Source organism: Flavobacterium sp. UBA2787 (genome assembly GCA_002352205.1).
GTDB lineage: Bacteria > Bacteroidota > Bacteroidia > Flavobacteriales > Flavobacteriaceae > Flavobacterium.
Genome location: DEHZ01000012.1, coordinates 140,943 through 160,109, shown reverse-complemented (window position 1 = coordinate 160,109; position 19,167 = coordinate 140,943). Strand labels below are relative to the sequence as shown.

At 33.3% G+C, this 19,167-nt stretch carries 23 protein-coding genes; 6 read left to right on the top strand and 17 right to left on the bottom strand.

Annotated features, from left to right (window positions below):
• Positions 1-48 precede the first annotated feature (48 nt).
• The 15 genes from B4N66_RS11395 to B4N66_RS11325 all read right to left on the bottom strand — a co-directional run bounded on the left by B4N66_RS11395 (position 49) and on the right by B4N66_RS11325 (position 9,525).
• Positions 49-711, bottom strand: a complete 663-nt coding sequence (locus tag B4N66_RS11395) for a hypothetical protein (RefSeq protein ID WP_291094895.1) — start codon at positions 709-711, stop codon at positions 49-51.
• Positions 712-731: 20 nt separating this feature from the next.
• On the bottom strand, positions 732-1,115 hold the full coding sequence (locus B4N66_RS11390; RefSeq protein ID WP_291094894.1) for a hypothetical protein: 384 nt from the start codon (positions 1,113-1,115) through the stop codon (positions 732-734).
• 4 nt (positions 1,116-1,119) lie between these two features.
• A complete protein-coding gene (locus B4N66_RS11385; RefSeq protein ID WP_291094893.1) occupies positions 1,120-1,509 on the bottom strand; it encodes a hypothetical protein in 390 nt (129 codons plus the stop codon).
• An 11-nt stretch (positions 1,510-1,520) separates the two neighbouring features.
• The gene (locus B4N66_RS11380; protein WP_291094892.1) at positions 1,521-1,802 is read right to left on the bottom strand and encodes a YtxH domain-containing protein; all 282 of its coding nucleotides are present in this window, start codon (positions 1,800-1,802) and stop codon (positions 1,521-1,523) included.
• 18 nt (positions 1,803-1,820) lie between these two features.
• On the bottom strand, positions 1,821-1,973 hold the full coding sequence (locus B4N66_RS11375; RefSeq protein ID WP_291094891.1) for a lmo0937 family membrane protein: 153 nt from the start codon (positions 1,971-1,973) through the stop codon (positions 1,821-1,823).
• Positions 1,974-1,997: 24 nt separating this feature from the next.
• Complete coding sequence (locus tag B4N66_RS11370) at positions 1,998-2,639, bottom strand: porin family protein (RefSeq protein WP_291094890.1); 642 nt, start codon at positions 2,637-2,639, stop codon at positions 1,998-2,000.
• Positions 2,640-2,660: 21 nt separating this feature from the next.
• Positions 2,661-3,191: a hypothetical protein gene (locus B4N66_RS11365; protein WP_291094888.1), complete on the bottom strand. Its 531-nt coding sequence runs from the start codon at positions 3,189-3,191 to the stop codon at positions 2,661-2,663.
• A 199-nt stretch (positions 3,192-3,390) separates the two neighbouring features.
• On the bottom strand, positions 3,391-4,389 hold the full coding sequence (locus B4N66_RS11360) for a YihY/virulence factor BrkB family protein (RefSeq protein ID WP_291094886.1): 999 nt from the start codon (positions 4,387-4,389) through the stop codon (positions 3,391-3,393).
• Between the two features lie 11 nt (positions 4,390-4,400).
• Complete coding sequence (locus B4N66_RS11355; protein WP_291094884.1) at positions 4,401-6,173, bottom strand: sensor histidine kinase; 1,773 nt, start codon at positions 6,171-6,173, stop codon at positions 4,401-4,403.
• Position 6,174: 1 nt separating this feature from the next.
• A complete protein-coding gene (locus tag B4N66_RS11350) occupies positions 6,175-6,621 on the bottom strand; it encodes a response regulator (RefSeq protein ID WP_291094883.1) in 447 nt (148 codons plus the stop codon).
• Positions 6,622-6,639: 18 nt separating this feature from the next.
• Positions 6,640-7,194 (bottom strand): helix-turn-helix domain-containing protein, encoded by a 555-nt coding sequence (locus B4N66_RS11345; protein ID WP_291094881.1) that lies wholly within the window; start codon positions 7,192-7,194, stop codon positions 6,640-6,642.
• Between the two features lie 113 nt (positions 7,195-7,307).
• Positions 7,308-7,688, bottom strand: a complete 381-nt coding sequence (locus B4N66_RS11340) for a hypothetical protein (RefSeq protein WP_291094879.1) — start codon at positions 7,686-7,688, stop codon at positions 7,308-7,310.
• Between the two features lie 125 nt (positions 7,689-7,813).
• On the bottom strand, positions 7,814-7,999 hold the full coding sequence (locus tag B4N66_RS11335; RefSeq protein WP_291094877.1) for a CsbD family protein: 186 nt from the start codon (positions 7,997-7,999) through the stop codon (positions 7,814-7,816).
• A 144-nt stretch (positions 8,000-8,143) separates the two neighbouring features.
• Positions 8,144-9,271, bottom strand: coding sequence for an AI-2E family transporter (locus B4N66_RS11330; protein WP_291094875.1), 1,128 nt, complete (start codon positions 9,269-9,271; stop codon positions 8,144-8,146).
• 68 nt (positions 9,272-9,339) lie between these two features.
• A complete protein-coding gene (locus B4N66_RS11325) occupies positions 9,340-9,525 on the bottom strand; it encodes a CsbD family protein (protein ID WP_291094874.1) in 186 nt (61 codons plus the stop codon).
• Between the two features lie 159 nt (positions 9,526-9,684).
• On the opposite strand from B4N66_RS11325, the gene pyrF reads away from it, so the two are divergent.
• The 4 genes from pyrF (at position 9,685) to B4N66_RS11305 (ending at position 12,992) form a co-directional block, all read left to right on the top strand.
• Positions 9,685-10,509 (top strand): orotidine-5'-phosphate decarboxylase, encoded by an 825-nt coding sequence (gene pyrF / locus B4N66_RS11320; protein WP_291094872.1) that lies wholly within the window; start codon positions 9,685-9,687, stop codon positions 10,507-10,509.
• A 74-nt stretch (positions 10,510-10,583) separates the two neighbouring features.
• A complete protein-coding gene (locus tag B4N66_RS11315; protein WP_291094870.1) occupies positions 10,584-11,387 on the top strand; it encodes a DUF2490 domain-containing protein in 804 nt (267 codons plus the stop codon).
• Positions 11,388-11,397: 10 nt separating this feature from the next.
• Complete coding sequence (locus B4N66_RS11310; RefSeq protein WP_291094868.1) at positions 11,398-12,201, top strand: MORN repeat-containing protein; 804 nt, start codon at positions 11,398-11,400, stop codon at positions 12,199-12,201.
• The gene (locus tag B4N66_RS11305; protein ID WP_291094867.1) at positions 12,198-12,992 is read left to right on the top strand and encodes an ABC transporter substrate-binding protein; all 795 of its coding nucleotides are present in this window, start codon (positions 12,198-12,200) and stop codon (positions 12,990-12,992) included. Before B4N66_RS11310 ends, B4N66_RS11305 begins: the two co-directional genes overlap by 4 nt.
• Here the strand turns inward: B4N66_RS11305 and B4N66_RS11300 are convergent.
• The gene (locus B4N66_RS11300; protein ID WP_291094866.1) at positions 12,987-13,142 is read right to left on the bottom strand and encodes a hypothetical protein; all 156 of its coding nucleotides are present in this window, start codon (positions 13,140-13,142) and stop codon (positions 12,987-12,989) included. The genes B4N66_RS11305 and B4N66_RS11300 overlap by 6 nt on opposite strands.
• Before the next feature lie 108 nt (positions 13,143-13,250).
• Here B4N66_RS11300 and B4N66_RS11295 point away from each other — a divergent pair, with 108 nt between their 5' ends.
• The gene (locus B4N66_RS11295) at positions 13,251-14,036 is read left to right on the top strand and encodes an alpha/beta fold hydrolase (protein ID WP_291094918.1); all 786 of its coding nucleotides are present in this window, start codon (positions 13,251-13,253) and stop codon (positions 14,034-14,036) included.
• A 197-nt stretch (positions 14,037-14,233) separates the two neighbouring features.
• Here B4N66_RS11295 and B4N66_RS11290 read toward each other — a convergent pair whose 3' ends face one another.
• Positions 14,234-14,944: a DUF4197 domain-containing protein gene (locus tag B4N66_RS11290; RefSeq protein WP_291094864.1), complete on the bottom strand. Its 711-nt coding sequence runs from the start codon at positions 14,942-14,944 to the stop codon at positions 14,234-14,236.
• 418 nt (positions 14,945-15,362) lie between these two features.
• Between B4N66_RS11290 and B4N66_RS11285 the strand changes: the two genes are divergently transcribed.
• Entirely contained in the window at positions 15,363-18,797 is a 3,435-nt protein-coding gene (locus B4N66_RS11285) for a methylmalonyl-CoA mutase family protein (RefSeq protein ID WP_291094862.1), read from the top strand.
• The last annotated feature ends 370 nt before the right edge of the window (positions 18,798-19,167 follow it).

The window sequence follows — 19,167 nt, the reverse complement described above, 5'->3', positions numbered from 1 at the left end:
AAAAACGGAGCCAAATTGGCTCCGTTTTCCTTTCCACAAAAGAGTAGGTTATTCTTTTGCTTCAGCGTTTTCTTCTGATTTTGCACCTATTCTATTTACTTTAAAGAAAGTAGCAAATCTGGTTTTTAAACCTGCAATTTTTAAATTATCTGAACCAGACAACCCTTCTTTTTCAACTGTATTTTTACGGGTATCTAATGCTTCATAAAGCAATTTGATTTCGTCCCATTCTTCTCTTGAATAATTGTCTTTATTATCTGAGGCAGTGTTTACAAAAGTTTCATAGGTTTGCAAGATGTTATCTTTGTTAACCCAATCAAAATTCATGTCATCATTAATTTGTTGACCACCAAAAAGTGAAGATCTTACTTTTGCTTTGTAGTTTGCCGCTTCCATTTTTTGTCTTTCGGCAACTAAATTAGCTTTAAATGCTTCATATTTTGCTGATGATTCTTCAACTTTTCTGTCTAATTCTGCTCTATCTTCTAAATTTTCTAAAGCACTTTCTGCTTCAATTTTTTTAGCTACATAAGCACTTTCAACATCATCCCACTTTTCAGCTAAATCTTCTGAAGCAACATTGCTAACAGAATCAATATAAGCTGTGTAATTGTTTACGGCTTTTTCTGCCTGAGTTTTTTTCTCGTCTGCACATGAAACGAATGTAGCAGCAACGATTGAAGCTACGAAAAGTGATTTTAAATTTTTCATTTTATTAAGGTTTAAGGTTATTATAATTTATTTAATTCTGGTTCTTCTGTTTCTGAAACAGTTTCTTCTTTTGAATTTACTTTTGTTAAGTAATTGGTAACTACAAATTGTAAAACGGTACCAAGCACTTTTTTTATTGGATTACTGGAATTACCAATGATTACTTTTTTTGAAACATATCCGCCAACCAAACTTAAAAGAGTTGGAAGCATCGGAAGTAGTTTATTTTTATCAGTAACGGTTTGATATACTCCTTGTAGTCCTTCTTGAATAATGTTGGATGGAGAAATGCTTTCTTGCACAAGTTTGAATTGTTCTTTAATTTCAACAAGTTCTTGTCTGTGCTGTATTGTGAGCAATGCAATTTTTTGATCCAATAATTCGTTTTGATTTAGCTTTTTCATGATACTATAAATTTGAATTATTGATTTGGTCTTCTAAGAATTTTTCATCTTTCTCTTTCATCAATTTTCCTACTACGATATTATCAATTGGAATTTTGATTAAAGGTTTTCTGAAAATATAAATTAAAATACCAACAAAAACATAGAATCCGGACACAATGAAAAATCCCATTGCATAATCTGCTAATAGTTTACCAATCAGCAGTGCTAATCCAATATTTATAAATAATGTAAATATAGCCACAACAAGCGTTAGCGATAGAACAACAGCTAGTGATGATATAACATCTGATGATTTATCAATAGCATTCAACTTGATAAGTTCTAAACTTGTTTTTGAATACTGTTCTGCTTTGTCGTAAAGCTTACCTAAATTTGTGGCTATATTTTCCATGATTTATAATTTTATTTATTCAATTCGCGGTTAATTTTTTCAAGATTCGCTTTTCCTTCATTTGCTACGTTATGAGCAACGTCTTCTGCTTTTGAAGTAAGTGAATGATACTGATCTTCAACTGAAGTCAAGAAATCATTAAAACTTGATTTTACGGTGTCTTTTAAATCACCACTTTTTTTGGCAATTTTTCTTCTGGTGTTTTCACCTTTGTCCGGTGCAAATAAAACTCCTAAAACTGCTCCTGCGGCTAATCCGCCTAATACTCCTAATAATACATTTGATGCTTTCATAATTTGTGTTTTTAATGGTTATATATTTCTTCCTTTGATTAATCTAAACAAAATAGCGATTACAGCGATGACTAATAAAATGTGGATAATTGATCCGATGCTGTAAACAAAAAATCCGAGTGCCCAAAGTATAATTAATACTACTGCGACTGTGTATAATAAGTTTGACATAATATATGTTTTTTAAAGTTAATATTAAAATTTATAAGCAGCATAAATGCTTAAGTTACTGTTTTTTCCGTCAGGAAAAGTATAGGTTGTTCCTAAGAAGCTTCTTTCTTTACCAACGGTTGATAAACCATAGTTGTAACGAACTCCAAAACCTATTGAATCAAAATCGAATCCTGCACCGGCAGATAAACCGTAATCAAATTTGTTAAAATCATCATTGTCTACGTTTTCTTCAAAATCAAAATCTCCACTGTTAGATTCGTTTGTTACTTCTGCATCAATTAAATAGGCAAAATAAGGTCCGGCATGAATATTAAGGTTCTCTGTTAAATTTACTTTCAATAAAATTGGAGCCTCAATATAATTCAATTTGAATTTTCCGGTTCCTGAAGCAAAAGCATTGTCATAAACCAATTCTGCACCTTTTCTGGAATACAAAAATTCCGGTTGAATGGATAAGAAATTTGTAATTGGCATTGAAACAAACACACCTACATTGAAACTAGTTAAAACATTGTTGTCGTCTATATCTTCTGTGTAAAGGTTAGAGAAGTTTACTCCTCCTTTGATACCAAAGCTCGCTCCGGTAGTGGCATTATCATTCGTTTGTGCATTTGAAACGAAGAACGCTGAACAAGTTAGTGCTGTTAAGATTAATTTTCTCATGGTGTAAATAATTTTAAGTAATTAGTAATTGGGTTTATTTTGGGTTTCTAAAAAATTATTAATTGTGGTAATATTTTGTTCCAGTTCTTCAATTTTTTTTTCGTAAAAATCATTTAAGTCCTGAACTTTATTTTTTTGACGAATTTTTTCTAATTTTTCTTTTTCTTTTTCTAAAAAAATTCTAAAATCTTTTAAACCATTTTCTGATGAAATTTGAAACTGATTTGTTTTTTTTGAAAACACATCAGATAAAACAATGAGCTTTTTTTGAGCAACAGAATTTATGATTGTATCAACTTGATTGTGATTTTTTTCAAATTCCGAAAACATGTTTATTAATAAACTATCTTCACTTTTTTCAATGAACTGATTGAATGCTAATTTTAATCTCAAATTAATAGTACTCAATCGTGTAATATTTTCAATTTCAAAATCAAATTCTGACTTTGTCATTTTTTTTTCTTCCTCTTCAATACATGATAGTGAAACCATCATAAATAGTAATAAGGATGCCGTGATTTCAAAAAACTTTTTTGTGTTAATTCTTTTCATTTTATTCACTTGATTTAACATTACAAAGTTGCGACAATCAAGTTCGTGTTGTGTTACAAGATATTTTGATTTTGTTATAGAATTACCACATTTCCCAATTTTAAAGGGGTTTTGGTTGATTTTGGCCAAAAAAAAATCTCATTTTTACATGAGATTTAATTTTAATTAGAAAGTTTTAAAATCTTAATAATTGAATTTATTAACTAGTTTTAATGTCATCAATACAAATCTCTTTTTCTTTTTTCAAATCTTTGATTTCATGATCTGCCGATTGAATTGTTTTGGCCTCTGTAGTAACTGTTATATATTGCACAATCTCGGCATATTTTGAAGGCTTTATGGGTTCTGCAAACTTAACTGCATAGCATTTGGCAAATGTTGCACCTAAATATAATATTACTGAAGAGTAGTAAACCCAAACCATCAAAACCACAATAGATCCGGCAGCTCCATACACATCGCTAATATTTGAATTTGAAATATAGAAAGTAATTAAAAATTTACCGAGCATAAACAATACCGTTGTTGTGAAAGCCGCAACACGAACTTGTCTCCAAGTAATGTCTGCATCCGGAAGAATGGTGAAGATGGCTCCAAAAAGTAAAGAGGTAATTAAGAAAGTTACTATAATGTTAGAAAAATGGATAAACCCAATACTAATTTCAGAATAATTTTTGGCTAATTGATCACTAATTCCGTCTAATAATGTAGAAAAGCCAAGTGCCACAAGCATAATGAATCCCAAGCTTCCAATCACGCCAAACGATAATAGTCTAGCTTTGATGAATAACCAAATCCCGGATCTTTTCTTAGGTCGTAAGCTCCAAATGGTATTAATGGAATCTTGAATTTCTGCAAAAACTGATGTTGCGGCAAAAATTAAAGTTCCAATTCCAATCACAGCGGCTATGGTGCTGTTTGGGGATAAAGCTAAATTTTGAATCATCGACTGAATTTGCTCTGCTGCTGACGGCCCGAGAAAGTCCTTCATTTGCGAATAAATTGCACCTTCAATCGCTTCTCTTCCCCAAAAAACATCACAAATAAATAGAATAACAAGAAGTAGCGGTGCCAACGAAAAAACAGTTATGTAAGCCAAAGAAGAGCTCATTTTAAGAATTTTGAACTCCGAAAAACCATCAAAAGTATCTAAGATAACTTCGTAAAATGATTTGAAATAAGTTTGTATAGCCGGCATTTAAAATTTTTTTAATATTCTGTTGGTAAATAAACAGTGATTAACGCACCTTCATCTGGCTGGCCATTGGCACAAATAAAACCGTAATGATTTTTTACAATTTTTTTGCAAATGGCTAATCCAACACCGGTTCCTGGATAACTGTCTTTGGCATGAAGTCGATTAAAGAGCAGAAAAATTTTCTTTGAATCATCCGGATGAAAACCAATTCCGTTATCTACAAAACTAATTTTATGATAAACTCTATTTGAATTGTCATCAATTTGATCATCTTCGCTGGCTTTTATTTTTTCATAACTGATGGTTATGATTGGAGGTTGATCCGGCTTTTTGTATTTGATGGAATTATTTATTAGATTGATGAATAATTGTCTTAACTGAAATGGAATTCCTTTAATTTCCGGTAATTGACAAAAATCAACGGTTGCATTGGTTTCTTCAATTAATTGCGATAATTCTTGAACAGCAGCTGTGGCAGTTTCATTCAAATCTACTTCTTCAAAACTCGCATCTGTTTTATTGGTTCTGGAATATTGCAATAAATCATCAATTAGAACTCGCATTCTGCTTGCCGAAACCACGATTCTTTCCATATATTCTTTTCCTGCTTCAGAAAGATTTTCTTTTTCCTTTTCATTAATACGAGAAATAAAGGTTTGAATTTTTCTTAGCGGTTCTTGCAAATCATGACTGGCAGCATAGTTGAATTCAACCAATTCTTTGTTGTTTCTTTCTAAATCGGTATTTTTTTCTCTGAGTATAATTTTCTTAACAATATCATCAGTAACATCTTGTGTGGTTCCGATAATAATTTTTTCGTTAAAGCGATTAATGAATAATTTTCCAACCGATCGCAAATGACGTACTTCTTCATTTTTATTAATAATTCGATAATTGATTGTTGAAAGATTTTCATTTACAGGAATTTCATTGAATGCTTTTGATGTAATTTCATAATCATCCGGATGAACAAAACCTAAGAAATCGGTGTGCGTTGCTTCAAAAACTTGCGGTTCTAATCCAAAAAGCCGAAACTGATTATCCGAAAACTGAATTTCATCTTTTTCCAAATTCCATGTCCAACTACAATAATTCCCTAAAATTTCTGCTTGATTGATAGATTCTTGAGAAACACGTAGCCTTGAATTGGAGCGTTCAATTTTTTTAAAATCGCTGTTAATTTTAATGTAAGCAATAACAATAAAAAATAATGTGATAAGAATGACCAATAAAGCATAAAGTGGTGTATAGGAAACAGAATCTCGAAAATCAAATTCACGTTTTTTCAAAATGCTGTTTTCAAGAGAAACCATTTCGTCAACTTTATTCCGAATTTGATCCATCACTTTCTTACCATTGGCTTCATAATATTTTTTATAAAGATCTTTGTCTTCATAACTTTTATTAAAATAAGTGTACCGCAAAACAATCAAATGATACAGTTCTTTTAACTTTTTTTGCTGCGATTGATTGTCTAGTGTAAGATTTTTTAAATTAAAAAAAGCTTGATTTACTTTTTCTCTGGAATTGGAATACGAATCTAAAAAAGTGGTATCACCATATAATAAATAACCGCGATAACCTGTTTCTGCATCTTTGATATAGGAAATAACACGTTCAAGTTCCAATTGAACTTCATAAGAATGAATAACTAAATCTCTTGATTTGTTGAGATTGATGATATGTTTGTATGAAACAGAAGCCGTAAATAAAATGACCGCCAACGAAACCACAAATGCGATTTTGAGAAGTAGAGTCGATTTTTTTAGGTCTTGAATTTTCATATTACATTCTTAACAAAAAATTTTCTTTGTTTAGTCCAGATGTATGGTATTGCCAATTTAGCGTAACCACTTCACTTAATATTTTTTTTAAAGTACTGAATTCACTTGGCTTTTTGATATAAATATTAGCTCCTTGCACAAATGTATTTTCAATATCTTCCTCAGAAGATGAAGTTGAATAAATAGCAATGGCAATATCATCAAATTTTTGTACTTTTTTAATTTCTAGTAAGCATTCAAATCCATTTTTCCTAGGCATATTCAAATCTAAAAAAAGGATATTTGGCAAAACTGTTTCAGGATCATGAAGATATTTCATCAATTCTTCACCATCACAATGCGTGGAAACTACGGTATTAATTTTTAATTCTTCAAAGGCATCTTTAAAAAAAAGTCTATCATCTTCATCATCATCGGCCAAAGCAATGGTAATGTGTTCTTTTTGCATACAAAGTGTTTATTATAGTTAGTTGAATGATTTTAATCTTCGTTTGGCGATGATTCGTTGAAAGGCAGATGGTGTAATTCCGGTAATATTTTTAAACTGTGTGCTCAAATGGGCAACACTGGAATAATTTAATTTAAAAGCAATTTCTGTTAATGTTAATTGATTGTTGATGATTAGGCTTTTAGCTAATTCAATTTTTTGAATAATTATAAAATTTTCTATTGAGGTATATGTTACTTCTGAAAACAGATTTGATAAATAACCATAACTGTGATTTAATTTTTCGGTGAGATAAACAGAACTTTTTACAGACAGTGGTTCTTCACTATTCACCATTTCTGTAATAGTATCTTTTATCTTTTGCACCAATATACTTTTTTGATTTTCAATAACTTCAATACCGTATTCATTTAGCATGATGGTCATTTCTTGTAGTTTTTCAGCAGAAATATTTTCTGAAAACTCAATTTCGCCAAAACTTAGAATCATAGGTTTTAAGCCTAATTCGCTCAGCTTTTGTTCTAAAATTTTTTTAGTCAATATGTTAAAATCAAATTTTAAAAAGGCTTTCATATTCTATGGTTAATTCGTAGTAAATTTAGCAAAAAAGACAGTAAATACAATTTTAATATAAAACAAGACATAACTTTTTGAAGAGTTATGCCTTGTGGGGTGAATTAATAAGTCTATTTTGTTAATTCTAAGGTTTGAATTTCATTGGAACCATCTGTAGATTTCCACTTTTGTGATTTTCTGTTGTTTTCGATTAAAATCCATGTTTTAGCAATTGAAGAATTTTCGCTTTCTATTGTTATGTATGGTTCATTCAAATTCCATTTGAACGGAACATCGTCTTTTGTTTCTACTCCCAAAACATTATAATATAAGCTTTTCTCTCCTGTATTGTTTTTATTAAAAGTAATAGTTCCTATGTTGTTCAAAGAAATATTTTGTTCGCCGGGTTTAATTGTTTCAAACTTTTGAACGTTCCATGTTCCAACAATTTTTTCAGAACAAGAAGTTAAAAACAAAACGGCAACAAAGGATAAAGTAAAAATTGATTTCATAAAAGTAAATTTTAATGTTATAAAAATTTGATTTGACAACTGTCATCGAATTAGGTTTAATTACTTAAAATCAAACCTAATTCTTTGAAAGTCATTCTTTTTCGTAGCATTTTTTATAACTAAACTTAAAGCTTATCAATCATTTTTTTGACTTCATCTTTAGATTTTCCAACACGTTGTTGAATTCTTCCGTAAAGTTCATCTTCTTTTCCTTCAACGTATAATAAATCGTCGTCGGTTAAATCAGCATATTGTTGTTTTAACTTTCCTTTTAACTCATTCCAGTTTCCTTTTAAATCGGTTGTATTCATGATTTTGGTTTTTAAATTAATAATTTCGTTAATGTATATAACAAATTTAGCCCAACTAAGCACTACTTATGTTACATAATTTTTTTTGTTTGTTATATAATTTCCGGGAAAGTTTATGCTTTTAGAAGAATTAGAGCTTATAAATTAATTCGGGTTTTGTTTATCATCCCTTATTTTTTTCCAGTTTTTTAACCTTATTCTGGCGGAGCTTCTCAAATGTTCATCAAGCGGTTCCCCAATCAAAAACCCATAAGGTTTTAGTTCAGGAATCGTGTCAAAAACAACTTTTAAGCTGGCAATAACCGGCAACGCAACCACCATTCCGGCTGTCCCCCAAAGCATTGAGAACAAGATGATGGATAGAATAGCAACAAAAGCATTTATGCTCACTTTTGAACCTGTGATTTTTGGAGTAATAAAATTTCCTTCTATAAATTGAATAAACACAAAAATGGCAATAACGCCAACCGGATACCATAAAGAATCCTTCGTGGCTAAAGCAACAATTGCGGGAAGCAATGATCCAATAATTATTCCTATGTAAGGAATTAACAATAATAAAGCCGCCAAAAACCCAAAGAAAATAGCATTATCAATTCCTAAAATTAATAAACCTATAGAATTGAGAACACCAACAATTCCCATAACCATAAATAATCCTACCAAATAATTTTGTTGAACATCATAGAGTTTACTCAAAATTGTTTTTGCTTTCAAAGTGTTTCCATCCTTTGAAAATGCTCTGTAAAAAAAGCTTTTGAAAAATTTTCGGTAAATTAAGAAGAAAAATATATATAGTGGAATCAAAATTACATCTGTAAAAATACTTCCGGACATTGTAACGAAGTCTAATATGCTGGATGAGTTCTCTTTTAAAGTTTCACCAAGATTTAATTTTTTTAATGATAAGTCGCTTTTATTCATGCCAAGCGTAGTTTCGATTTTTGTGGCCAGAGAATTATAGACTTCACTTAATTTATCTGCATAATCACCACCTTTATCCATAATATCTGAAATTTGAAATCCAATAAAGGTAATCAAGCCAGAAACTAGCAACGATAACAATAAAATAGCAAAAATTGCAGATGCTACTCGATTAAAGTGCCATTTTCGTTCCAAATACAATACGAACGGAAAAACCGAGACACTTAAAATGATGGCAATTATAATAGGTACAACGATCGGTTTGAGTATATATAAAACAAAAACCAAACTTATTATAAAAAGCAGGTTTAAGGCAGGATGGTCGTCTTTTTTTACAGTGGTTAGCATGCAACAATAGTGGTTAAATTTAAAAAAAGAGGAATTATCATAATTCCTCTTTTCAGTAATGGTGCTTATTAAAGCTTGTCGATCATATCTTTAACTTCTTCTTTCGATTTACCAACTCTTTGTTGAATTCTTCCGTAAAGTTCGTCTTCTTTTCCTTCAACGTATAGTAAATCATCATCTGTTAAATCGGCATATTGTTGTTTTAATTTACCTTTTAACTCGTTCCATTTTCCTTTTAAATCTGTTGTGTTCATGATAGTTTAATTTTAAATTAATACTTGTTTGTTCTTGTATTCACAAAATTATCATGAAATCCGTCTTGTCTTGTTACACAATTTTTCCAGATTGTTATATAATTTCATTGATTGTCTAAATCTACTTTGTAAATTTGCCAAACTACAAAAACCAACACCTTGACTACAACAGAACTTATTGAACAAATTTACACTAAAAAATCGTTTCTATGCATAGGTTTGGATGTGGATTTAAATAAAATTCCTAAACACCTACTTCAAACCGAAGATCCTATTTTTGAATTCAACAAAGCCATCATCGATGCCACCCATGATTTGTGTGTTTCCTATAAACCAAACACAGCTTTTTATGAAGCCTATGGATTAAAAGGTTGGCAATCGTTGCAGAAAACAATTGATTACATTAATACAAATTATCCCAAAATTTTCACGATTGCCGATGCTAAACGAGGCGATATTGGCAATACTTCTTCCATGTATGCAAAAGCTTTTTTAGAAGATTTGAATTTTGATTCCGTCACCGTTGCACCCTACATGGGAAAAGATTCTGTGGAACCCTTTTTGGCATTTGAAAATAAACACACCATTTTACTTGCATTAACTTCCAACGAAGGTGCATTCGATTTTCAAACGAAGCTTTCCGGAGAAACAGAAATATATAAACACGTTTTAGAAACATCCAAAACTTGGAAAAACAGTGAAAATTTAATGTATGTTGTTGGAGCCACCAAAGCAGAATATTTTACAGAAATCAGAAAAATAGTTCCCGATAGTTTTCTTTTAGTTCCCGGAGTAGGAGCACAAGGAGGAAGTTTACAAGAAGTTTGCAAATACGGATTGAATGCCAATGTTGGTTTGCTAATCAATTCGTCACGCGGAATTATCTATGCTTCAGCCGGAGAAGATTTTGCAGTAAAAGCAAGAGAAGAAGCGTTGAAATTAAAATTGGAGATGGAAGAAATCCTTCTAAATGTTAAAAATTAGCAGGAAATTAACGAGTATTATTTTTTAATTTTTATTGAGAAACCTATTTTTGTTTTTTGATAAAACACAAAGAATTGAAATATAGAGTAGTATTAGCCTTATTTTTATCTCCACTACTGAATTATGCTCAGGAGAGAAAAACTGTTTACCCGCATTCTGTTTTTTGGCACAAAACAGAAATTAATGAGTTTTTCAATGAAAATTGGGGCGTTGGAGCAGATTTTGTTTATAGAAGTAAAAACGAATTAAACTCCGGAAGCATGTTTGATAGCCATTTGCGAACCAGCATCAGACCTTGGATTAATTATCAATTTACTAAAAATTCTCGACTTTCAATTTCACCAATCGGATACATGCATACCAACGAATATGTTGGGAAACCTGAAGATCTGGAACGACCTAATTATCATGAACTAAGAACTACTTTTCAATTTTTCCACCATTACAAACATGATAATGGAAAGTGGATGCATACTTGGCGATATCGTTACGAATTGCGTTGGCAAGAACAAGCTGACGCAGATGAATATCGTTTTTTTACACGATTTAGATTTCGTTACAGAATTAGATACATGATTAATTCCAATGATTTTTATGAAAACAATACATTATATGCAGCTGTTTCAAACGAAATTGGACTAAATATCGGTAAAAATGTCGTTCTTAATACTTTCAACCAAAATAGATTATATGTAGGTTTAGGTTATCGTTTCCTAGATGTAGCACGACTCGAATTACGTTATGTTGACAGATTTCGAACTCGTGGAGCAACCGGATATGAGTTTGATCACGGAAGAGGAATCATGGTTGGACTATATATCGATCAATTAAGTGGATTGTGGAAATCTAATGATCAACAAGTAAGATATTCAGACTAATGGAATCAATATGATTAAAAGAAAAAATTATATTTTACTTCTAAGCAGCATTTTTATAACAGGATTGTGCTTCTACTTATTATATAATTATAAAATAGAAAAGCAATCTAATGAGTTAAAAGAATTAAAAGAGAAGTATACCCTCAAAATAGATTCTTTAGAAACATATAAAAAATACTTCCAAGCTACTCATTTATATTTAGAAGGTTTTGAACAAGAAGCAAATACAATCGTTAAGTCAATACCAATGTCAGATTCACTTTGGATAAATACAGTTGAATTGTTACAAAATAAATCCAATAATACGTCGCCAAAAATCATTTTGAGTCAAAGAGAAAAGACGGTACATGATACAATAATTGCCTATGATAAAGTTGCAATAAGTGATTTAGAAAAAACGAAAAATGATTTAGAAGTGGCAAAATCCAAGTTAAACGAGCTTCAGATGGCAAGTGGAATTTTGAATTTAACCAGTTCAAAAGGTAAAAAATTTCAATACATCGGACAAACTAAAAACGGAAATGCAGAAGGTTTTGGAGTTGGGATTTTTGAAACCGGAAGTATTTATAAAGGATATTGGCAAAATAATTTCCGTCACGGAAAAGGAATTTTTACTTGGAAAGACAACGAACATTATGAAGGTGAATTTAAAAATGATAAAAGAGACGGATACGGAGAATATCATTGGAAAAATGGCGAAGTGTACAAAGGTTTTTGGAAAAATGATCAACGTCATGGGGAAGGAAAGCTGTTTAAAAAGAACGGAAAACTAAAAAAAGAAGGAATTTGGGAAAATGATGAATTAGTGAGATGATAAAAATAAAAGACCAACTTGATAATCTTCATCAATTTGAAACTTCGCCCAAACGAATCGTTTCCCTCGTTCCCTCACAAACCGAACTTCTATATGATTTGGGTTTAGAAGACCAAATCGTAGGCATCACAAAATTTTGCGTTCACCCCAAGCATTTAAAAGCTACCAAACAAATTATTGGAGGAACTAAACAAGTGAAATACGATAAAATAAAAGCCCTTCAACCCGACATCATCATTGCCAATAAAGAAGAAAACACCCGAGAAATCGTCGAAGAATTGAGCAAAATTTGTCCGGTTTGGGTGACAAATATTATTACCATTGAAGACAATTTGCAAATGATTACTGATTTCGGAAAGATTTTCAACAAACGCACGGAGGCTCAAAAATGGAATGATAAAATCACTTTTGCGTACAATGATTTTCAACAATTTATCAAGGATAAACCTTTTCGAAAAGTGGCTTATTTTATTTGGGCCAATCCGTATATGGTAGCCGGAAAAGATACATTTATCAATGAAATGCTTGTTCTAAATCGTTTTGAAAATATATACAAGGAAAAAGGACGTTATCCGGAAATTGAATTGGAAAAAATACGTCAAGAAGGTGACCCGGAAGTTGTTTTTTTATCCTCAGAACCGTTTCCGTTTAAAGATGAACACGCTTTTGAAATTGGCCGTTGCACACACCATGCCAAAACCATTTTTGTAGACGGTGAATTGTTTTCATGGTACGGAAGCCGGATATTGAAAGCCTTTCCTTATTTTAAAAAATTACACGAAAAATTATAGTTCAACTTCCTCTAGAACAAGTGTTTCGTTCTTTTCAGCTTGAACATTTTCCGGTTTTTCAGCACTAGGTTGCTTTTTCTTTTTCAAAAAGTTTGAAAATTCTTGTTTCAAAAACTTTAAATCTTTATTTTCTTTAAAAACGCCTTTCATTGGGGTGAAATTTTTTTTGCAAAGATACATTATCAAATAATTAAATTATCATTAAGAATTGTTAAGATTCAACTTTTGTATAAAAATGCTACATTTGCCAAAAAAAGTTTGATTTCCTATTCAACATACAAAAACGAAAATTCTTCAGAGTGGGTTACCTTTGTACATGGTGCGGGCGGAAGCTCGTCTATTTGGTTCAAACAAATCAGAGAATTTCAAAAACACTTTAATGTTTTGCTACTTGATTTGCGTGGGCACGGCGAATCAAAACCAAACCTCAAAAACGGATTCAAACAAAAATATACTTTCAAATCCATCGCCCAAGATGTGTACGAAGTAATCGATCATTTAAAAATTGAATCGTCGCATTTTGTTGGCATTTCACTCGGAACCATCGTCATAAGACAATTGGCAGAAATGCATCCCACCCGAGTAAAATCGATGATTATGGGCGGAGCCATTTTAAAAATGAATTTCCGGTCGCAAATTTTAATGAAACTCGGCAATATTTTCAAATACGTTTTACCCTATTTAGTGCTTTACCGTTTTTTTGCTTTTGTGATTATGCCAAAAAAAAATCACAAACAATCACGACTACTTTTCATCAACGAAGCAAAAAAATTATACCAAAAAGAATTCATAAAATGGTTTAAACTAACCGCCGAAATCAATCCGGTACTCAAATGGTTTCGTCAAGTCGAAATTAATATTCCCACACTTTATGTCATGGGCCAAGAAGATTATATGTTTCTGCCCTCCGTTCGTCAAGTCGTTGAAAAACACTATAAAACGGCAGAATTATTTGTGATAGAAAATTGCGGACACGTAGTCAATGTTGAGCAACCGCTGCAGTTCAACTCGGCTGTCATTTCATTTGTTCAGTCTAAAGCATAAAAAAAAGTCAGCGGTCTCAATCACTGACTTTCTTTTTACTAACTAACTCTAACCAAACAAACCTTAAATTTATACTGCAAATATCAGCAGAAAAATTCATAAGTTGTGTTAAGCATTTGTTATATATATGTTATTGATTATTAAATTTTTAGCTGTCTCATCTTCCAACCCGTAACCCGTAACTCGCAACCCGCAATTTACTTATTATCCTGCATCGCAAAAACCCGCTTCAACAAATCAGAACTTCTCGCACTCAAATTCGTTCTAATCTCTTTTTCTTCCACAGCCACCATTTTAAAAACACCTTCCATCGCTTTTGTGGTCGTATAATCCGTTAAATCAGGATTCACTTTTTTCACCAACGGAATCGAATTATATTTCGTAATGATTTCTTTCCAAATTTCATCCGCTCCTACTTTCTCAAAAGAATTTTTAATCACCGGATTAAATTTTGAATACAACGCAGTAGAAGTAGAATTCTGCAAATACGAAGTCGCCGCCGTCTGATTTCCCATCAAAATATTCTTAGCGTCATTAAACGTCATTTGCTTCACCGCATCCACAAAAATCGGAGTCGCTTCTTTCACAGCATCTTCCGCAGCACGGTTCAACACTTTCAAACCTTCATCAGCCAAACTCGATAAACCCATCGTACGCAATCTGGAATCTACCATTTTCAACTCATCCGGAAGCAAAATTTTCACCGCTTCGTTCTTAAAAAATCCGTCCGTTTTAGTCAATTTCGAAACCTGTTTGTCAATTCCGTTGTTCAAAGCTTCTTTCAACCCGCTGGCAATATCGGCATTCCCAAGCATACCGCCGGTTTGAGGAAGTTGAGCGGCAATTTGCTGCATTTCTGCACAGCTAAAAAATGTAAAGGCACATAAAAGTAAAATCGTTTTTTTCATACTTGATATAATTTAATGTTTCAAAAATAAGCAATTATTATGCCTTTTTCTGAGTTGTGTTGTTAAGTTTTAACTTAAATTTTCTCGCAGAGACGCAAAGTCGCAAAGCCACAAAGTAATAAAATAAGGTTTTAAACTTTGCGTCTCTGCGGCTTTGCGAGAAACAACTAATAAAAATCCGCCAAAATCCGCGTTTAGCTTCAGCTAATCCGTCCAATCCGCGTTCCAATTATGAGTTCCCAAAAGCTTCGTGCCTTTCCAACTTCGTGGCAACCCCCAAACAAATAATTACTCCAATTTTTAAAATCTGCGTTCAAAATAACCGACAACAGAAAACCGACAACAGAAAACAAAAAAACCGCTATTATTTTTTATTAATTCCGTAAATTGCACCCTCAAAAACATCATTTTTTTATCAATGGAACAAGCAACTCCTTATATTCCTAAAAATAAAGTAAGAATTGTAACTGCCGCATCCCTTTTCGACGGACACGATGCAGCCATCAATATCATGCGACGCATCATTCAAGCCACCGGTGTAGAAGTCATTCACCTTGGCCACGACAGAAGCGTAGAAGAAGTCGTAAACACTGCTATTCAAGAAGATGCCAATGCAATCGCCATGACATCCTACCAAGGCGGTCACAACGAATATTTCAAATATATGCACGATTTGCTCAAAGAAAAAGGAGCCGGTCATATCAAAATATTTGGCGGTGGAGGAGGCGTAATCCTTCCCGAAGAAATCAAAGAATTACACGAATACGGAATCACTCGAATTTATTCGCCCGATGATGGTCGTGCAATGGGTTTACAAGGAATGATCAACGATTTAGTGCAACAATCCGATTACCCAATTGGCGATAATTTGAATGGAGAAGCTAATCATTTGGAAGAAAAAAATCCAAGAGCTATAGCAAGAGTGATTTCTGCCGCAGAGAATTTCCCTGATATCGCAAAAGAAACGCTCGATGCCATTCACAAGAAAAATGAAACCTCCAAAATTCCCGTTCTCGGAATCACAGGAACAGGCGGAGCAGGAAAATCATCATTGGTAGATGAATTAGTTCGTCGTTTTCTAATCGATTTCCCTGAAAAAACGATCGGATTAATTTCCGTAGATCCTTCCAAAAGAAAAACAGGCGGAGCGTTGTTGGGCGACAGAATCCGAATGAACGCCATCAATAATCCTCGCGTTTATATGCGTTCGTTGGCTACTCGTCAGTCCAATTTAGCGTTATCAAAATATGTTGCAGAAGCCATTCAAGTGCTGAAAGCAGCCAAATACGACATCATTATTCTCGAAACCTCCGGAATTGGTCAAAGTGACACCGAAATCATCGAACATTCCGATGTTTCATTATACGTAATGACACCGGAATTTGGTGCCGCAACGCAATTGGAAAAAATCGATATGCTTGATTTTGCCGATTTAGTCGCCATCAACAAATTCGACAAAAGAGGTTCACTCGATGCACTTCGTGACGTGAAAAAACAATACCAACGCAATCATAACCTTTGGGATGCCGATTTAGATTCGTTACCCGTTTTCGGAACAATTGCTTCGCAATTTAATGATCCGGGAATGAACACACTTTACAAAAAAGTGATGGACAAAATCGTCGAAAAAACCGAAGCCGATTTACAATCTACCTTCGAAATCACACGTGAAATGAGTGAGAAAATCTTCGTCATTCCACCACACAGAACACGTTACCTTTCGGAAATTGCAGAGAATAATCGCAAGTATGATGAAACGGTTTTATCACAAGTAGATGTCGCTCAAAAATTATACGGAATTTATAAAACCATCGAATCGGTTGGACATATCAATAAATTAGGGTTAACTAAATTCGGTTTGGATGAAGAACGACTTCGACAGGCTCAGTCTGACATAAACAAAGAATTTTTAAGTTTATTAACCAAAGAATTTGACCGTGTAAAAATGAACCTCGACCCATTCAACTGGGAAATCATTTTAACGTGGGATGAAAAAGTGAATAAATACAAAAACCCGATTTATTCGTTCAAAGTGCGTGACAAAGAAATCAAAATTCAAACGCACACCGAATCACTTTCGCATTCACAAATACCAAAAGTAGCATTGCCAAAATACCAAGCTTGGGGCGATATTTTAAAGTGGAATTTACAGGAAAATGTTCCGGGAGAATTCCCTTTTGCATCCGGATTGTACCCTTTTAAACGAGAAGGCGAAGATCCATCGCGAATGTTTGCCGGAGAAGGCGGACCGGAGCGAACCAATAAACGTTTTCACTATGTGAGTGCAGGTTTACCCGCCAAACGTTTATCAACCGCGTTTGATTCGGTAACATTATACGGAAACGACCCCGATTTACGTCCCGATATTTACGGAAAAATTGGTAATGCTGGGGTTTCCATTTGCTGTTTAGACGATGCCAAAAAATTATATTCCGGTTTCGATTTAAGTCATCCGTTAACGTCTGTGAGTATGACCATCAACGGTCCGGCTCCGATGTTGCTTGGCTTTTTTATGAATGCCGCCATCGACCAAAATTGTGAAAAATACATCATCGAAAATAATTTGCAAGTTGAGGTAGAAGAAAAAATCAACGAAATTTATAAGAAAAATGGTTTCGTTCGTCCAACCTACAACGGCGAACTTCCAAAAGGAAATAATGGTTTAGGTTTGATGTTATTAGGAGTAACAGGAGACCAAGTGCTACCGCAAGATGTGTATCAAGATATCAAAATTAAAACCTTAGCTCAAGTTCGCGGAACCGTTCAAGCCGATATTTTAAAAGAAGATCAGGCACAAAACACCTGTATTTTCTCCACCGAATTCGCTCTTCGATTGATGGGCGACGTGCAGGAATATTTCATTAAAAAGAACGTTCGAAATTTCTACTCGGTTTCTATTTCGGGTTATCATATTGCGGAAGCAGGGGCAAACCCCATCACACAATTAGCGTTCACATTGGCAAATGGTTTCACTTACGTGGAATATTATTTGAGTCGCGGAATGAACATCAACGATTTCGGACCTAATTTATCCTTCTTTTTCTCCAACGGAATCGATCCGGAATATGCCGTGATTGGTCGTGTGGCAAGAAAAATTTGGGCAAAAGCCTTAAAAAATAAATACGGAGCCAACGAAAGAGCTCAGATGTTGAAATACCATATTCAAACGTCGGGACGTTCATTGCACGCTCAGGAAATTGATTTTAATGATATTCGAACAACGTTGCAAGCCTTGTATGCCATTTACGATAACTGTAACTCGTTGCATACGAATGCGTATGACGAAGCCATTACAACACCAACCGAAGAATCCGTTCGTCGTGCAATGGCAATCCAGTTGATTATCAACAAAGAGTTAGGTTTAGCCAAAAACGAAAACCCAATTCAAGGTTCGTTCATCATTGAAGAATTAACCGATTTAGTGGAAGAAGCGGTCTTACAAGAATTCGACCGCATCACAGAACGTGGCGGCGTTTTAGGTGCAATGGAAACGATGTACCAACGTTCTAAAATTCAAGAAGAATCGTTGTATTATGAAACCTTAAAACACAATGGCGATTTCCCAATTATTGGGGTAAATACGTTTTTAAGTTCAAAAGGTTCGCCAACTGTCGTGCCAAGAGAAGTAATTCGTGCCACTGAAGACGAAAAACAATTTCAAATTAAAACCTTAGAAACCCTACACCAATTGCACGAGCAAAAAGTGAACGAACAATTAAATGGTTTACAAGAAGCCGCCATCAACAACCAAAACATTTTTGAACGTTTGATGGAAGCCACCAAATATTGTTCGCTTGGTCAAATTACGAGTTCGTTGTTTGAAGTGGGTGGGCAGTATAGAAGGAATATGTAATTTAATTTTATATGATTTTAAAAGGACGACGGGAGTTGTCCTTTTTTTGTTTGTAATAATAAGAGGCTGTGTCATTTCGATGTTAGGAGAAATCACATATCGTGAACAAATTATGTGATTTCTCCTAACGTCGAAATGACACAATAGATATCTTTTGTGTTTAAATTTTGCTAGGATTTTTATTGTTGAGAATGGTAGATTTTGCTATGAATTATCAAGTCTGCGATGTCTATTTCTTAGGAAGGAATTATTATTCGCTTCGAAGTCAGAGACATTCGAAGAGCAGTGTGCTATAATACTGCTATTAATGACTTTTACTCAGACTTCGTGGAGCTTGGAGACTGCGGTTGTCTATTTCTATATAAGGAAT

Excerpts from the sequence above, each read along its gene's own strand:
- B4N66_RS11305 (WP_291094867.1), top strand. The coding sequence starts at position 12,198 with ATGATAAAAATAAAAGACCAACTTGATAATCTTCATCAATTTGAAACT.
- B4N66_RS11355 (WP_291094884.1), bottom strand. The coding sequence starts at position 6,173 with ATGAAAATTCAAGACCTAAAAAAATCGACTCTACTTCTCAAAATCGCA.
- B4N66_RS11335 (WP_291094877.1), bottom strand. The coding sequence starts at position 7,999 with ATGAATACAACCGATTTAAAAGGAAACTGGAATGAGTTAAAAGGAAAG.
- B4N66_RS11325 (WP_291094874.1), bottom strand. The coding sequence starts at position 9,525 with ATGAACACAACAGATTTAAAAGGAAAATGGAACGAGTTAAAAGGTAAA.
- B4N66_RS11380 (WP_291094892.1), bottom strand. The coding sequence starts at position 1,802 with ATGAAAGCATCAAATGTATTATTAGGAGTATTAGGCGGATTAGCCGCA.
- B4N66_RS11385 (WP_291094893.1), bottom strand. The coding sequence starts at position 1,509 with ATGGAAAATATAGCCACAAATTTAGGTAAGCTTTACGACAAAGCAGAA.
- B4N66_RS11365 (WP_291094888.1), bottom strand. The coding sequence starts at position 3,191 with ATGAAAAGAATTAACACAAAAAAGTTTTTTGAAATCACGGCATCCTTA.
- B4N66_RS11330 (WP_291094875.1), bottom strand. The coding sequence starts at position 9,271 with ATGCTAACCACTGTAAAAAAAGACGACCATCCTGCCTTAAACCTGCTT.
- B4N66_RS11310 (WP_291094868.1), top strand. The coding sequence starts at position 11,398 with ATGATTAAAAGAAAAAATTATATTTTACTTCTAAGCAGCATTTTTATA.
- B4N66_RS11340 (WP_291094879.1), bottom strand. The coding sequence starts at position 7,688 with ATGAAATCAATTTTTACTTTATCCTTTGTTGCCGTTTTGTTTTTAACT.
- B4N66_RS11345 (WP_291094881.1), bottom strand. The coding sequence starts at position 7,194 with ATGAAAGCCTTTTTAAAATTTGATTTTAACATATTGACTAAAAAAATT.
- B4N66_RS11360 (WP_291094886.1), bottom strand. The coding sequence starts at position 4,389 with ATGCCGGCTATACAAACTTATTTCAAATCATTTTACGAAGTTATCTTA.
- B4N66_RS11390 (WP_291094894.1), bottom strand. The coding sequence starts at position 1,115 with ATGAAAAAGCTAAATCAAAACGAATTATTGGATCAAAAAATTGCATTG.
- B4N66_RS11285 (WP_291094862.1), top strand. The coding sequence starts at position 15,363 with ATGGAACAAGCAACTCCTTATATTCCTAAAAATAAAGTAAGAATTGTA.
- B4N66_RS11290 (WP_291094864.1), bottom strand. The coding sequence starts at position 14,944 with ATGAAAAAAACGATTTTACTTTTATGTGCCTTTACATTTTTTAGCTGT.
- B4N66_RS11350 (WP_291094883.1), bottom strand. The coding sequence starts at position 6,621 with ATGCAAAAAGAACACATTACCATTGCTTTGGCCGATGATGATGAAGAT.
- B4N66_RS11395 (WP_291094895.1), bottom strand. The coding sequence starts at position 711 with ATGAAAAATTTAAAATCACTTTTCGTAGCTTCAATCGTTGCTGCTACA.
- B4N66_RS11370 (WP_291094890.1), bottom strand. The coding sequence starts at position 2,639 with ATGAGAAAATTAATCTTAACAGCACTAACTTGTTCAGCGTTCTTCGTT.
- B4N66_RS11375 (WP_291094891.1), bottom strand. The coding sequence starts at position 1,973 with ATGTCAAACTTATTATACACAGTCGCAGTAGTATTAATTATACTTTGG.
- B4N66_RS11300 (WP_291094866.1), bottom strand. The coding sequence starts at position 13,142 with ATGAAAGGCGTTTTTAAAGAAAATAAAGATTTAAAGTTTTTGAAACAA.